This is a genomic window from Xanthomonas euvesicatoria pv. euvesicatoria (assembly GCF_020880415.1).
In the GTDB taxonomy this organism is placed as follows: domain Bacteria; phylum Pseudomonadota; class Gammaproteobacteria; order Xanthomonadales; family Xanthomonadaceae; genus Xanthomonas; species Xanthomonas euvesicatoria.
In genome coordinates this window covers 18,878-30,782 of sequence record NZ_JAJIUJ010000069.1, presented here as the reverse complement: position 1 = coordinate 30,782, position 11,905 = coordinate 18,878, and the positions used below count along the sequence as shown (strand labels likewise).

Annotated in this window: 11 protein-coding genes, 1 tRNA gene and 1 pseudogene; 5 read left to right on the top strand and 8 right to left on the bottom strand. The window is 65.9% G+C overall.

The genetic code is table 11. The features are described from left to right. Positions 1–39: 39 nt before the first annotated feature. Both LN450_RS11600 and LN450_RS11595 read right to left on the bottom strand, forming a co-directional pair. Positions 40–516, bottom strand: coding sequence for an LEA/WHy family protein (locus LN450_RS11600; RefSeq protein WP_011347883.1), 477 nt, complete (start codon positions 514–516; stop codon positions 40–42). A 114-nt stretch (positions 517–630) separates the two neighbouring features. Then, positions 631–1,167, bottom strand: coding sequence for a lipocalin family protein (locus LN450_RS11595; RefSeq protein ID WP_011347882.1), 537 nt, complete (start codon positions 1,165–1,167; stop codon positions 631–633). Between the two features lie 181 nt (positions 1,168–1,348). On the opposite strand from LN450_RS11595, the gene LN450_RS11590 reads away from it, so the two are divergent. Together LN450_RS11590 and LN450_RS11585 are read left to right on the top strand one after the other, a co-directional pair. Beyond that, positions 1,349–1,424 (top strand) — tRNA-Phe (locus LN450_RS11590). A 247-nt stretch (positions 1,425–1,671) separates the two neighbouring features. Next, complete coding sequence (locus LN450_RS11585) at positions 1,672–1,947, top strand: hypothetical protein (protein ID WP_005914051.1); 276 nt, start codon at positions 1,672–1,674, stop codon at positions 1,945–1,947. Between the two features lie 151 nt (positions 1,948–2,098). Here the strand turns inward: LN450_RS11585 and cho are convergent. Then, a pseudogene (gene cho / locus LN450_RS11580) lies at positions 2,099–2,852 on the bottom strand (excinuclease Cho). Positions 2,853–3,194: 342 nt separating this feature from the next. Continuing rightward, a complete protein-coding gene (locus LN450_RS11575; protein WP_005914053.1) occupies positions 3,195–3,395 on the bottom strand; it encodes a KGG domain-containing protein in 201 nt (66 codons plus the stop codon). Positions 3,396–3,731: 336 nt separating this feature from the next. Here LN450_RS11575 and LN450_RS11570 point away from each other — a divergent pair, with 336 nt between their 5' ends. Then, positions 3,732–4,343 (top strand): FG-GAP repeat domain-containing protein, encoded by a 612-nt coding sequence (locus LN450_RS11570; RefSeq protein WP_011347877.1) that lies wholly within the window; start codon positions 3,732–3,734, stop codon positions 4,341–4,343. Between the two features lie 130 nt (positions 4,344–4,473). After that, positions 4,474–6,096, top strand: coding sequence for a hybrid sensor histidine kinase/response regulator (locus LN450_RS11565; RefSeq protein ID WP_011347876.1), 1,623 nt, complete (start codon positions 4,474–4,476; stop codon positions 6,094–6,096). A 371-nt stretch (positions 6,097–6,467) separates the two neighbouring features. Here LN450_RS11565 and LN450_RS11560 read toward each other — a convergent pair whose 3' ends face one another. From LN450_RS11560 to LN450_RS11545, 4 genes are all read right to left on the bottom strand, one after another. Continuing rightward, a complete protein-coding gene (locus LN450_RS11560; protein ID WP_011347875.1) occupies positions 6,468–6,743 on the bottom strand; it encodes an oxidative damage protection protein in 276 nt (91 codons plus the stop codon). Between the two features lie 23 nt (positions 6,744–6,766). Continuing rightward, the gene (mutY, locus tag LN450_RS11555; protein ID WP_011347874.1) at positions 6,767–7,840 is read right to left on the bottom strand and encodes an A/G-specific adenine glycosylase; all 1,074 of its coding nucleotides are present in this window, start codon (positions 7,838–7,840) and stop codon (positions 6,767–6,769) included. A gap of 347 nt (positions 7,841–8,187) precedes the next feature. Continuing rightward, positions 8,188–9,807 (bottom strand): signal recognition particle-docking protein FtsY, encoded by a 1,620-nt coding sequence (ftsY, locus tag LN450_RS11550; RefSeq protein ID WP_039418172.1) that lies wholly within the window; start codon positions 9,805–9,807, stop codon positions 8,188–8,190. Positions 9,808–10,012: 205 nt separating this feature from the next. Further along, positions 10,013–10,729, bottom strand: a complete 717-nt coding sequence (locus LN450_RS11545; RefSeq protein ID WP_007965956.1) for an AraC family transcriptional regulator — start codon at positions 10,727–10,729, stop codon at positions 10,013–10,015. Positions 10,730–10,889: 160 nt separating this feature from the next. Between LN450_RS11545 and LN450_RS11540 the strand changes: the two genes are divergently transcribed. After that, the gene (locus LN450_RS11540) at positions 10,890–11,828 is read left to right on the top strand and encodes a proline racemase family protein (protein ID WP_011347871.1); all 939 of its coding nucleotides are present in this window, start codon (positions 10,890–10,892) and stop codon (positions 11,826–11,828) included. Positions 11,829–11,905: the final 77 nt, after the last annotated feature.

The window sequence follows — 11,905 nt, the reverse complement described above, 5'->3', positions numbered from 1 at the left end:
AGCGGGTACGGGAGGCGTGCGCGTGCGCCTTAGCGACTCTTAGCGCAGCACGCCGTTGAGGCCGGGAGCCGGGCTGAGCGTATTGCGCGATTCCACACTGAACTCGCGTTGTTTCTTGTCCTGTGGGGTCGCCCAGACCGTGCCCTTGAGTGTGTACGGGAACGAGCGGCCGCCGGCCAGCACGTCGGCCGCGGTGATGCGGCCCAGCGAGGTGGGTTGCACGGTGACGGTGACCACGTCTGCGGTTTCCGGGCCGATCGACATGCCCACGGCCTGGTCGAGCTTGCCGGCCAGTTGATCGCCGGCAGAGATTTCCAGTGCCACGCGTTCGAACTGCATCGGGATGCTGCTGTAGTTCTGCAGGCGCAGGTCCACCGACCAGGAGCCGTCGGCACGCACGGTCAGTTGCTGGATGCTGGCGGCCGGCTCGGACACCCGGCGGACTGCGCCGCCGCAGGCGCTCAGCAGCAGCCCGCAGGCCAGCGACACAAGAAGAAGGCGATAGGCACGACGCATGGACTCGGGTCCTTGGCGGAATAAGGCGGCGCCAAGAATACTACGCAGTACGGTCGCCGCTCCCGAGTGCGCGAAGCGCGGGTGCCGGATCATTACGCCAGGTGATACGCAGCCTCACAATAACGGCGCGGCCACAATCAACGTCGACAGGTCGTAGCCCATCTCGGTCGCCTGCGCCTTGAGCCGTTCCAGTTGCGCGCGCTGCATCTGTGGCGAGCGCGACAGGATCCACAGGTACTTGCGATCCGGCTCGCCGACCACCGCCCATTGGTAATCCGGGTCGAGCGCGATTACCCAATAGTCGGCCCACACCAGCGGCAACCAACCCAGCCACTCGGGAGCAAAGCGCACCTGCAACTGCCCGGGCTGGCCGGCGACCGGGCGCGCCACGCCGTCGGCCTGGGTCAGGCTGCCATCGGCGGTGCGGCAGCCATTGCGCACGCCGATCAAGCCATCGTCGCGCAAGGTGTAGCTGGCGGTAATGTCGCTGCGGCACTTTTTCTGGAACGACACCGGCAGGTGCGCAATCTCATGCCACTGGCCGGCATAGCGCGAGATGTCCAGCTGCGGCACCGCGCGCACCGGTTGTTGCGCAAACGCTGTCAGCGGCAGCAGGGCGACGAACGACAACAGCAGGCGGGGCAGGCGCATGACAATCTCCGGTGGACGCGCGCAGGCTAGGCCATGTCGCCGGCCGCGCGGCGTGAAGCGGTGCAAGAAACGCGGCCCCCACGGCGGCCGGCAACAAAGTTGCTCGCAACGCTTGCCCAAACTGCGCCTGCTCGCTATAGTGCGCGTCCTCGCAACGCAGGCATCGTGTTGCAGGTTAAGTGGCCGAGTAGCTCAGTTGGTAGAGCAGGGGATTGAAAATCCCCGTGTCGGCGGTTCGATTCCGTCCTCGGCCACCATATCCAAGCCTTCGTTCGCAAGGCTTCCCGGTTCTCACCGGATCTGTTGTTCCCCCGTCACTGCCTCGATTTTGCGCGCGCTGCACAGTCTTTGTGCTGCATGCGCGCGTGCTTGCGCTGACGTGATCCAGCGTGGACGCAGACTCGCGCGTTGGTCCGGCCACCCGTTCATCCGCGTAGGTCCTATGTGCACGCAATGCAATCGATTTCGACGTGGTCTTCAAATGCGCATGGCGATACTGCGCGCATGACGCACAAGACACTTCGACGCACCCTGATCCACGGTTACTGCGGTGAATTCCGCGTGGAGACCCTGGAAAGCCAGGCGCCTGGCGCGACGCTGTGGCTTTCCACCGCGTTCGTCTACCACCGCGACCGTGCCGCGCCCGTAGCCACGATCGAGGGCGCAGGGCAGGGCGAATACCGGGGCGACGCACGCGAGCAGGCGCTGCGCGTCGGTTCTTGTCTGGCGGAGTTTCTGGACCCCAAGGAATACCGCAGCTGCGAGAGGCAGAGTGGCTGAATCGCGGGCTCTCGCATGCGCTTGGAGAGCGTAGGCGGCGGGACCGTTGTTGGTGGGGGAACAGGACAGGCCGGCGTCGCGTCGCGCGATGCCTCGCATGAACTCAGCACCTGCTGCGCGTGCCCAAGTGAACACGCCACCCATGTCGTGCCTACAGCAACACCACGTTGTGCAAATGCGTTTGAAGGCCCTTGCGCAAAATCCGGTAGCAATCGCGATCGAAGTCGCCGGGTGCGGTCTTCAGTTTGCGGGCCGCAGCCAGCGAGGTGGCGCTGCCCAGATAGTGCCAGTTGCGCAGCACGTGAAACTGACGCAACTGCTTGCCCTCTTCCTTCAACGCCACCGCGCCAGGAAACGGCCAGACGGCCTGTTCCAGATGCTCAAGGGCGGCGCGTAAACGCATCTCGTGGTCGCCCAGCGATTCGGCGCCATGGCAGGCACCGGCACAGCGCTTCAACATGGCGCGGAAACACGGGCGACCATCGGTGGCGCGTTCCAGGCCGGGCAGCCCGTAGCAAAGGCGGTCGCGATCGGCCAGCCGCCGCAGCGCTTCCTGGGCGGCGCGTGGGCTGGAATAGAGCCCATACAGCCACGGTATGACCGCCGGGTCGCGCTCGGCCAAATGCACGATGGACACGTCGCCGCAATACAGCCGGATCGAAAACTGACGCGGGACGCGCCGCAGCTTCTGGTTATACCAGCGGGCGCATCGATTTGATGAGCTGCGATTCCAGCAGCTGCGCACCGAGATCGCCGGCCATTTCGAACACGCTGATGCGACGGGTCTGGCGCAATAGCGAGGCTTCGCGTGGCGTGCGAAAGTGATCCATCACCCGCACCCGCAAGTTGACGCTCTTGCCGATGTACAACGGCAGCTCGCTGTCCTGGCCGTGGAAGAGATACACCCCGGCAGTCGTCGGCAAGGTTTCGAGCGTGCTGCGCAAATGCTCGGGGTAGGCGTATTCGACCGCACCGAGCCCGCGGCGAACGCGTTCACTGCGTGCCACGGCGGACCTTGCTCTGCTGCTGCGTCAGTGGATCGACGCGTGCGCAACCATCCAGGGGGCCTGGCGCTGCTGCATGCACGGTGGGGTGTGAGTGTGTGCGGAACATCGTGGTCATCGGGCGGCAGCGTGCCTATGTGCTGTCGCATCAGCTGAGACGCCGCCCGATTCTTGAAAAGAACGCGCTTCCGGAAGAGCTGCAGCCCTTGCGGAAGCGCCGTGGTACCTGCCGTGTTGTGGAGCTCAGCGGTTGTTGCCGCCACCGCTCGCCTGGCCGCCCTTCTTGCCGGCCTCGCGTGCTTCTTCCGAGGTGAACTCGTGGGCGTTGCCGCTTTCGTGGGCCGCCTTGCCGCCCTTGGAAGCGATTTCGCGCTGCTTGTCTTCGTCCATCGAAGCAAAGCCGCGGTTGCTGGTGCCACCCTTGTTGTCGTTCTGATTTGCCATTGCAGATTCTCGTTTCGTCGGTTGGGGAATGCACCACTGGACGCCGTGGTGCAAGGCCAGCATCGCGGTGGAGGCATCAATCGGACGTGGGGATTTCGACAGCCGGGCGTGAGCCGGCAAGCGGACTTGACGCGCGATCTTCACTGGCGAAAAACGCGGTGTGGCGACGCAATGCGGCGGACGCTCGACAGGATTGCGGCCCCATCGTGCGCGTGCGCCGAATGGCATGCGGCGACCGTGCGACGACACGCCCCTACGTGTTGCGCGCCGATGCCGGTGCGCGGGGCAGGAGCGGCCGGCTATGCTGGCAGCCCCGACGCAGACCAGGACACCGCGATGACGACACGATGCCGATGGTGGGCAACCGTGCTGGCAACGACCGCGACGCTGGCCATGTCAGCCGGCGCCGCCACGCTGCCAGCCGGTGCCACCAGACTGTTACCTGCCGGGCAGTCGGTGATGAGTGTCGCTAGTGCGGATCTCACCGGCGATGGCCGGCAGGATTACGTGGTTGCGTTGCGTGCATCCGCAGAACAAACGCTGCGCGGCCCTGGCCATGCAGCACCGCCGCGTACCCTGCTGGTGCTGGTTGCAAACGCCGACGGTGGGTTTGTGGAAGCCGCGCGCAACATGCGGGTGATCTTCAACGCCGACGAAGGCGGGCAGTGCGATCCATTTCTGGACAGCGACCAGGGCCTGGTCACGAAGGGCGCGTATTTCACCGTGCAAAACGCGGTGGCGTGCGGACAACACTGGACCGACTACATCACCTTTCGTTACGACCGCCGCCGCGGCGTCTTCGTGTTCCACAAGCGCGTGATCGAATCATGGGAAATGAACACCCAGGACACGCCCGATGCCCAAGCGCTGCGCCTGAGCGAGCACAAGGAAATTGCCGCCGACCCGCGTAAGCCGGTCCTGCTCTCTGCCTATACGCCTGCACCGTGATGGCGCTATCGCAGCGCATCCGGTTCGATGGCGGGCGCGGCCGTACGGGAAAGGCTCATGGATGTGACGAATCGCCTCACCGGACCCAACTAGACTGTGGCCACGGGAATGGCCCCGCGGAGAACATCACTTGAACGATCCCGGTCACGGAGAGCTGCGGGCGCCTCAGATCAGCGACACACGCGGCCTGCCTGTCGAGAAGCACCGCTCGGACATCTTCTTTGCCGCAGTGGAAACCACGCGCATGCCGATGACGGTGACCGACCCCCATCTTCCGGATAACCCCATCGTGTTCGCCAACCGCGCGTTCCTGGAGATGACCGGCTATGCCGCCGATGAGGTCATCGGCAACAACTGCCGTTTCCTGCAGGGGCCCGATACCGATCCGGCCAGCATCAGCGATGTGCGCGCATCGATCGAAAGCCGCAGCGAATTTGCCACCGAGGTGCTGAACTACCGCAAGGACGGCTCCTCGTTCTGGAATGCGCTTTTCATCTCGCCGGTGTTCGACGACAAGGGCAACCTGGTCTATTTCTTCGGCTCGCAATTGGATGTGAGCCGGCGACGCGATGCCGAAGATGCGCTGCGCCAGGCGCAGAAGATGGAAGCGCTGGGCCAGCTGACCGGCGGCATCGCGCACGATTTCAACAATCTGCTGCAGGTGATGTCTGGACATCTGGAAGTGATCCAGATGATGGCCAGCGCCGGCGCGGGGAATGCCGAGCGGATTGCCTTCAGTGCCGAACACGCGGCGGCCGCCGCTGCCAAGGCGGCCACCTTGACCCAGCAGTTGCTGGCGTTTTCGCGCAAGCAGAAACTGCGCGGGCGGGTCGTGAACCTCAACGGGCTGGTGGCCGGCATGACCAACATGGCCGAGCGCGCGCTGGGGGGCGGCGTCACCCTGCGCCAAGCGCTGGAAGAAGGGCTGTGGAACTGCCAGATCGACACCACCCAGGCAGAGGTGGCGCTGTTGAATGTGTTGATCAATGCGCGCGACGCGATGGCGCAGGCAGAACGCAAGGAAGTCACGGTGCAGACCCAGAACGTGGAGATCTCAGGCCACGACCTGGCGATGTATCACCAGCTGTCCCCGGGCCGCTACGTCAGCATCGCCGTGACCGACACCGGCTCGGGCATGCCGCCGGAGGTGGTCAGCCGGGTGATGGAACCGTTCTTCACCACCAAGGAGGAAGGGCAGGGCACCGGCCTGTGCCTGTCGATGGTGTACGGCTTCGTCAAGCAGTCTGGCGGCACCGTGCGCATCTATAGCGAGGTGGGCGAAGGCACCACGGTGCGGCTGTATTTCCCCGCCTCGAGCGAATTCGAAAACGATTTGCAGGCCGCCAAGAGCCGCGCCATCGACAAGGGTGGCAACGAAACCATCCTGGTGGTGGAAGACAAGCAGGACGTGGCGGTGGTGGCGCGGATGTTTCTGGAAAACGCCGGTTACCGCGTCCTGTCTGCATCCAGCGGACGCGAGGCGATGGAGATCCTGGAGAAGACCCCGCAGGTGGATGCGCTGTTCACCGACCTGATCATGCCTGGTGGTATGAACGGGGTGATGCTCGCCCGTGAGGCGCGCCGCATGTTGCCGAAGATCAAGATATTGCTCACCACCGGCTACGCCGATGCGAGCATCCAGCGCACCGATGTGGGCGGCGCCGAATTCGATGTGGTCGACAAACCCTATACGCAGAAGGAACTGCTCAAGCGCATCCGCATGTTGCTGGATGGGCCGACCGGGGTTGGTTGAGGCCGGCAGACCGCCAGTGCGATGCCGCTGCGGCATCGCACTGCAGCCGCGATCGCAGTTTCAAGATTGCGTCAGTTCGCCAGCGCAGCGCCCGCAGCCGCAGGCGTCGGGAGCAGCCTGGCAGCGTGAGGCAGCGGAGCTGGGCGCCTGTCGCCTCCGCCAGATCACCGACGTCCTGCGCGGGGCTGTGGCCAGATCACCAAGCTTGTCTTGCGGCGAAAACATCCAGGTCACGTCGGTGAATAGCACGTCGGTGAATAGCTGATCGTTCCGGCACGCTCTGCACCACAGGCAGGTTCCCGCGATCACGTCCAAAAACGCACTGGTCGCGTAAAGGCAGTGCTGCTGCTGCCGATCCCACCTCCGCGCGCTCAGTCACGCACCGGCGCCACATAACCTTCGGGTTTGTCGGCATTGCGCTCGAACAGGAACTTCTGCAGTTCGGCTTCGAGAAAGGCGCGGTGTTTTGGGTCGCGCGGCGACAGCCGGTTTTCGTTGATCAGCATGGTCTGATGCGCCAGCCACGCTTGCCAGGCGGTCTTGCCGATCTGCACGAAAATGCGCTGGCCGAGCTCGCCCGGATACGGCACGAAATCCAGGCCTTCGGCGTCGCTTTGCTGGTAGTGGCAGAACACGGTGCGGGACATTCGGATTCCTTTGGGACACGCGTTTACAGCGCGTCGAGCAACTTGCGGATCGGCGCCGGCAGGCCCAGCGATGCAAGATCGGCAGGCGCTACCCAGCGTAGATCGTCATTGTCGCCCACCGCCGGACGTAGCGCGACCTTGCGCAGGCGCAAGGGCTGCAAATGCAGCCGGTAATGGCTGAAGGTGTGCACGATCAGCGGCATCTCGTCGGCGCGCTCGTAGTTGCCGTCGATATGCGCTGCGAACCAGGCGCGCATGCCGCTGTGGGTATCGGCCTGCGGCAGCGTCCACAGCGCGGCCCAGATGCCGGTTGGCGGGCGTCGCTGCAGCAGGATGTGGCCCTCGGCATTCTGCAGCAGCAGCGCAGTGGCCTCGCGTTCGGGCAGCTGCTTGCCGGGCTTGGGAGTGGGCAATGCCTCGACCAGGCCATCGCGGCGTGCGATGCAATCGGCCTGCAGCGGGCACAGCACGCAGGCGGGCTTGCCGCGCGTGCACAGCGTGGCGCCGAAATCCATCTGCGCCTGGGTGTAGTCGGCCAGGCGGCCAGCCGGGACATGCGCAACATGGCTGGTGGCCAGTTGCCATAACTGTTTTTCGATCGCCGGCAGGCCGGGATACCCGGCAATGCCGTGGAAGCGCGCGAGCACGCGTTTGACGTTGCCGTCCATGATCGCGAAGCGATCGTTCCAGGCCTGGCTCAGGATCGCGCCTGCCGTGCTGCGGCCGATGCCCGGCAGCGCAAGCAGTGCATCGAAGTCGCGCGGCAATTGCCCACCGTGCAGCGCGACGCATTGCTTGGCGGCGGCATGCAGATTGCGCGCGCGGGCGTAGTAGCCCAGTCCCGCCCACTGCGCCATCACGGTGTCGTTGTCGGCCGCCGCCAGATCGGCCAGCGCGGGGAAGCGCGCCATGAACTTGTGGAAATACGGAATGACCACCGCGACCTGGGTCTGCTGCAGCATGATTTCCGACAGCCACACCCGGTAGGGCGTGCGTGGGTGCTGCCAGGGCAGATCATGGCGGCCATGGCCGTCGAACCAGTGCAACAGGCGGTCGACAAAGGCATCGGCGGAGGGAGTGGCGTGGTCGGCTGGCATGAGCTTTGCGGGCGATGGAGGGCGAGGCGAGAGTGGCGGGACGGGGGAGTGGATCTGCTGCGCGTGTCGTGCGTGGCGTCCCTTCGCTGCAGCGCAAACGTCATTCCGCCCAGGCACCGTTCGCAGAAGGATCCTTCATCGCCAGCCCGATGCGGTGGTGTCGGCGCATGGGAGCAGGCCGCTGACGCATCCGCGCGACCTTGCCTTCAGCGTCCTGCGCGCAAGGGCTGGGCAACCTCCAGGACGCATCTTGCCTGCAACCAATCGCATGGCACCCGGCGCACCGTGCAACCTGCCTGTAGCGCCTGCGCGCACAGCGGTTGCAGGTGCGGGCAGGCATCTTCCAATCAGCCGCCCAAAGCGTCGGGCAACAGCGCGTCGACGAAGGCGACCGGGTCGAAGACGCGCAGATCTTCCGGGCGCTCGCCGATACCGGCAAAGCGGATCGGAATATTGAACTCGCGTGCCAGCGCGAACACCACGCCGCCCTTGGCGGTGCCGTCGAGCTTGGTCACGACCAGGCCGGTGACGCCCACGGCAGCGTGGAACTGGCGCAGCTGCGAGATGGCGTTCTGGCCGGTGGTGCCGTCGATGACCATCAGGACTTCGTGCGGCGCGGCGGCATCGATCTTGCCGAGCACGCGGCGGATCTTGCCGAGCTCGTTCATCAGCCCGGTCTGGGTGTGCAGGCGGCCGGCGGTGTCGGCGATCAACACATCGGTGCCGCGCGCCTTGGCGGCCTGCAGCGCGTCGAACGCTACCGACGCGGCATCGGCATTTTGCCCCTGCGCAATCACGGCCACCCCATTGCGATCGCCCCAGGCCTGCAATTGCGCCACCGCCGCAGCACGGAAGGTGTCGCCGGCGGCCAGCATCAGGCTGTTGCCTTCGTCCTTGAAGCGCTTGGCGAGCTTGCCGATGGTGGTGGTCTTGCCGACACCGTTGACACCGACGGTGAGCACCACGAACGGTTTGAGCGAGCGGTCGATCACCAGCGGCTTGGAGACCGGCTGCAGCAGCGCGATGAGATCGGCACGCAAGGCCTTGAACAGAGCCTGGGCGTCGACGAATTCGCGCGACTTCATCCGCTTGCGCAGGCCGTCGATCAACGCAGTGGTGGCGCCGATGCCGACGTCGGCGGTGATCAGTGCGGTTTCGATTTCATCCAGCAGGTCGTCATCGAGCTTGGGATTGCGCGAGAACAGGCCGCCGAAGCTGCGTGCGAAGGTGCTGTTGCGCAGCCGCTCGCGCCAGCCGGGTTTTCCCGCCGGCGCGGCGGGGAGGGCGTCGCGCTGGCCGACGATGCTGTCGTCCTGCGTGCTCGCCAGCGGTGCACTGACGATGGCCGGTGCGGTGACCGTCGGCGCGGTACTGGTCGGGGGCGCGCTGGCGGGAGCTGAAGCAGCCGGTGCAGGCGTCGAGACCGGCGCAGCGGCCACCGGCGGTGCGACCACGGCAGGGGCTACGGGTTGCGAAGGTGTGGCCGGCTGGGCAGGCACGACGGGAGGCGGCGTTGGAACGGTCTGCGGCACCACCACGACCGGCGGCACCACCACGACCGGCGCGCGGGGCGCGCTGGCGGGCATTGGGTCTGGCAGCGCCTGCAATGCGGTCGGCGCGGGCGCCGCCGGAGTTGCAGGCGCGCTGGGGACGGCGGCAATACTCTGCGCCTGGCCAGTGCGTGCAGCGATTTCCTGCGCCAGCTGGTCGGCCGGCGCGGCGGTGGTCTGCGGCGGTGCTGGCGCCGCAGGCTCGCTGCCTGCCGAAGCAGGACTGACAGGCGCAATAGCCGGCGTTGCGGCCGTCTGTCTGCCTGGCTCGGCCGTGGGCAGCGCGTCGACCGGCGATGCCGGGGTGGCGGCAGACGGCGCGGTGGGGAATGCGGCTGCCAGTTCTTCCAGGCTGTAGCGAGAGGTACGCGAGCTGTCGGGCGTGGTTGGCTTGTTACGGCGAAAAAAGCTGGCCATTGGCAACGCAGTAGGGGAAACCGGAAATTCTATCATCCGGCCCTGCTGACACCTTGACGCTGCCTTTAGCGCGGCGCCGCGTCCGGACGCATTGCATGCAGCGCAGTCCCGCAGGTCTGGCGACTGCCCCGGCTGCGCCAGTGCATGGCAAATCCTGCCGAATTCGGCATTTGTGCCAGCGATGTGTCAACGCGAAGTTGTGTCCTTATAACTGACCCTTGAGCGCGCGGTAATCGCGCGGCGTCATGCCGACGGTGGCCTTGAACTGACGCGCGAACGCGCTCTGGTCGGCGAACCCGCAGCGTTGCCCGATGCTGGCGATGCTGTCGTCGCCGTACAGCAGCCGCATCGCCGATTCGATGCGCAACTTGGTCAGCAATTGCTGCGGGGTGACCTGGAACACGCGGCGGAAGTGGCGTTCCAGTTGCGCCACCGATAACCCGGCCAGGTCGGCCAGGCTCTGCACGCGCAGGTTGTCGCCGAAGTTGGCCTGCATGTGTTCCATCACCTGGCTCAAGCGTTCGTACGCGGAATGTCGGCTGTCGGGCTGGCCCAGGTCGCGTGAGATGCCGACCACGCCGATCACCTCATTGGCCTCGCACAGCGGGCGTTTGAAGGTCAGGCACCAGCCCGGCAGGCGGTTGGGGTACAGATGCACTTCGAGCTGGTTGTCGATGAGCTCGCCGCACAGCACGCGGCGGTCCTGCATCATGTAGCTGCCGCCCAGCGGCAACGGGAACACTTCCAGCGGCGAGCGGCCGATGATCTCGCTGCGCAGCTTGCGTCCCAACCGGCGCACCAGGGTCAGGTTGCAATGGGTGTAGCGGCCCTCGCTGTCCTTGATGAAGAACACCACATCCGGCAGTGCATCGAACAGCGTCTGCATTTCCAGGGCGGGCAGGTTGAGGTCCATCAGGGTCATGGTAGCGGTCACGATTAGACGGTTGCACGACGGTGCAGCCCAGCAATGATCCTAGCGCAAACGCGCGGTTGTGATTCGGGTTGATGATTGTGCGGATTTCCGCATTTTCACTTGGCATTGAACGCTAGTCGCCCGCAGGTCGGCAGTGGGAGCATGGGGTATGCACACCATCGACGTCATCGACTCCCACACGGCTGGCGAGCCTACCCGCGTGGTCCTTTCCGGTTTTCCAGATCTGGGCGATGGCGACCTGGCGCAGTGCCGCGAACGCTTTCGCAGCAAGTTCGACCACTGGCGCAGCGCCATCGCCTGCGAGCCGCGTGGGTCGGACACCATGGTGGGCGCCTTGTTGCTGCCCCCGCGCGACCCAGGCGCCTGCACCGGGGTGATCTTCTTCAACAACGTGGGCTACCTGGGCATGTGCGGGCACGGCACCATCGGGGTGGTCCGCACGCTGGCCGAGCTGGGGCGCATCGGCCCGGGCCAGCACCGGATCGAGACGCCGGTCGGCACGGTGGGCGTGGAGCTGGCCGACGACGGCACGGTGTGGGTGGACAATGTCGAGAGCTATCGCGTTGCCAGCGGGGTGGAGGTGGAGGTGCCGGGGCATGGCCGGGTGCGCGGCGACGTGGCCTGGGGCGGCAACTGGTTCTTCATCACCGAGCAGGCGCCGTGCGCGCTGGACCTGGCGCACCAGCGCGAGCTGACCGCCTATACCGAGGCGGTTCGGCTGGCCCTGGAAGCGGCCGGAATCACGGGCGAGGCCGGTGGCGAGATCGACCATATCGAAGTCAACGGCGCTGCGCCCGACGGTAGCGGCGTGGCGCGCAATTTCGTGCTGTGCCCGGGGTTGGCCTACGACCGCTCGCCGTGCGGCACCGGCACCAGCGCCAAGCTGGCCTGCCTGGCGGCGGACGGCAAATTGGCCGAAGGCGAGCGCTGGGTGCAGCAAGGCATTCTGGGCAGCGCCTTCGAAGGCAATTATCGGTTGAGCGGGCGTGGCATCGCACCGCGCATCAGTGGGCGGGCGTACATCACCGCGCGCGCGCAACTGGTGATCGACCCGGCGGACCCGTTCGCCTGGGGCATCGTGGCCTGATGGAACCCCAGCGGCCCGCACCGGTGCTTGCGTCGGTCACGCCGTCTGGCGCAGCACTGTCTGCTGCGCTGGCAGGA

What these genes read in the sequence shown, in the direction of transcription:
- LN450_RS11600 (WP_011347883.1), bottom strand. Translation starts at nt 516, where the DNA reads ATGCGTCGTGCCTATCGCCTTCTTCTTGTGTCGCTGGCCTGCGGGCTG.
- LN450_RS11595 (WP_011347882.1), bottom strand. Translation starts at nt 1,167, where the DNA reads ATGCGCCTGCCCCGCCTGCTGTTGTCGTTCGTCGCCCTGCTGCCGCTG.
- LN450_RS11585 (WP_005914051.1), top strand. Translation starts at nt 1,672, where the DNA reads ATGACGCACAAGACACTTCGACGCACCCTGATCCACGGTTACTGCGGT.
- LN450_RS11575 (WP_005914053.1), bottom strand. Translation starts at nt 3,395, where the DNA reads ATGGCAAATCAGAACGACAACAAGGGTGGCACCAGCAACCGCGGCTTT.
- LN450_RS11570 (WP_011347877.1), top strand. Translation starts at nt 3,732, where the DNA reads ATGACGACACGATGCCGATGGTGGGCAACCGTGCTGGCAACGACCGCG.
- LN450_RS11560 (WP_011347875.1), bottom strand. Translation starts at nt 6,743, where the DNA reads ATGTCCCGCACCGTGTTCTGCCACTACCAGCAAAGCGACGCCGAAGGC.
- mutY (WP_011347874.1), bottom strand. Translation starts at nt 7,840, where the DNA reads ATGCCAGCCGACCACGCCACTCCCTCCGCCGATGCCTTTGTCGACCGC.
- ftsY (WP_039418172.1), bottom strand. Translation starts at nt 9,807, where the DNA reads ATGGCCAGCTTTTTTCGCCGTAACAAGCCAACCACGCCCGACAGCTCG.
- LN450_RS11545 (WP_007965956.1), bottom strand. Translation starts at nt 10,729, where the DNA reads ATGACCCTGATGGACCTCAACCTGCCCGCCCTGGAAATGCAGACGCTG.
- LN450_RS11540 (WP_011347871.1), top strand. Translation starts at nt 10,890, where the DNA reads ATGCACACCATCGACGTCATCGACTCCCACACGGCTGGCGAGCCTACC.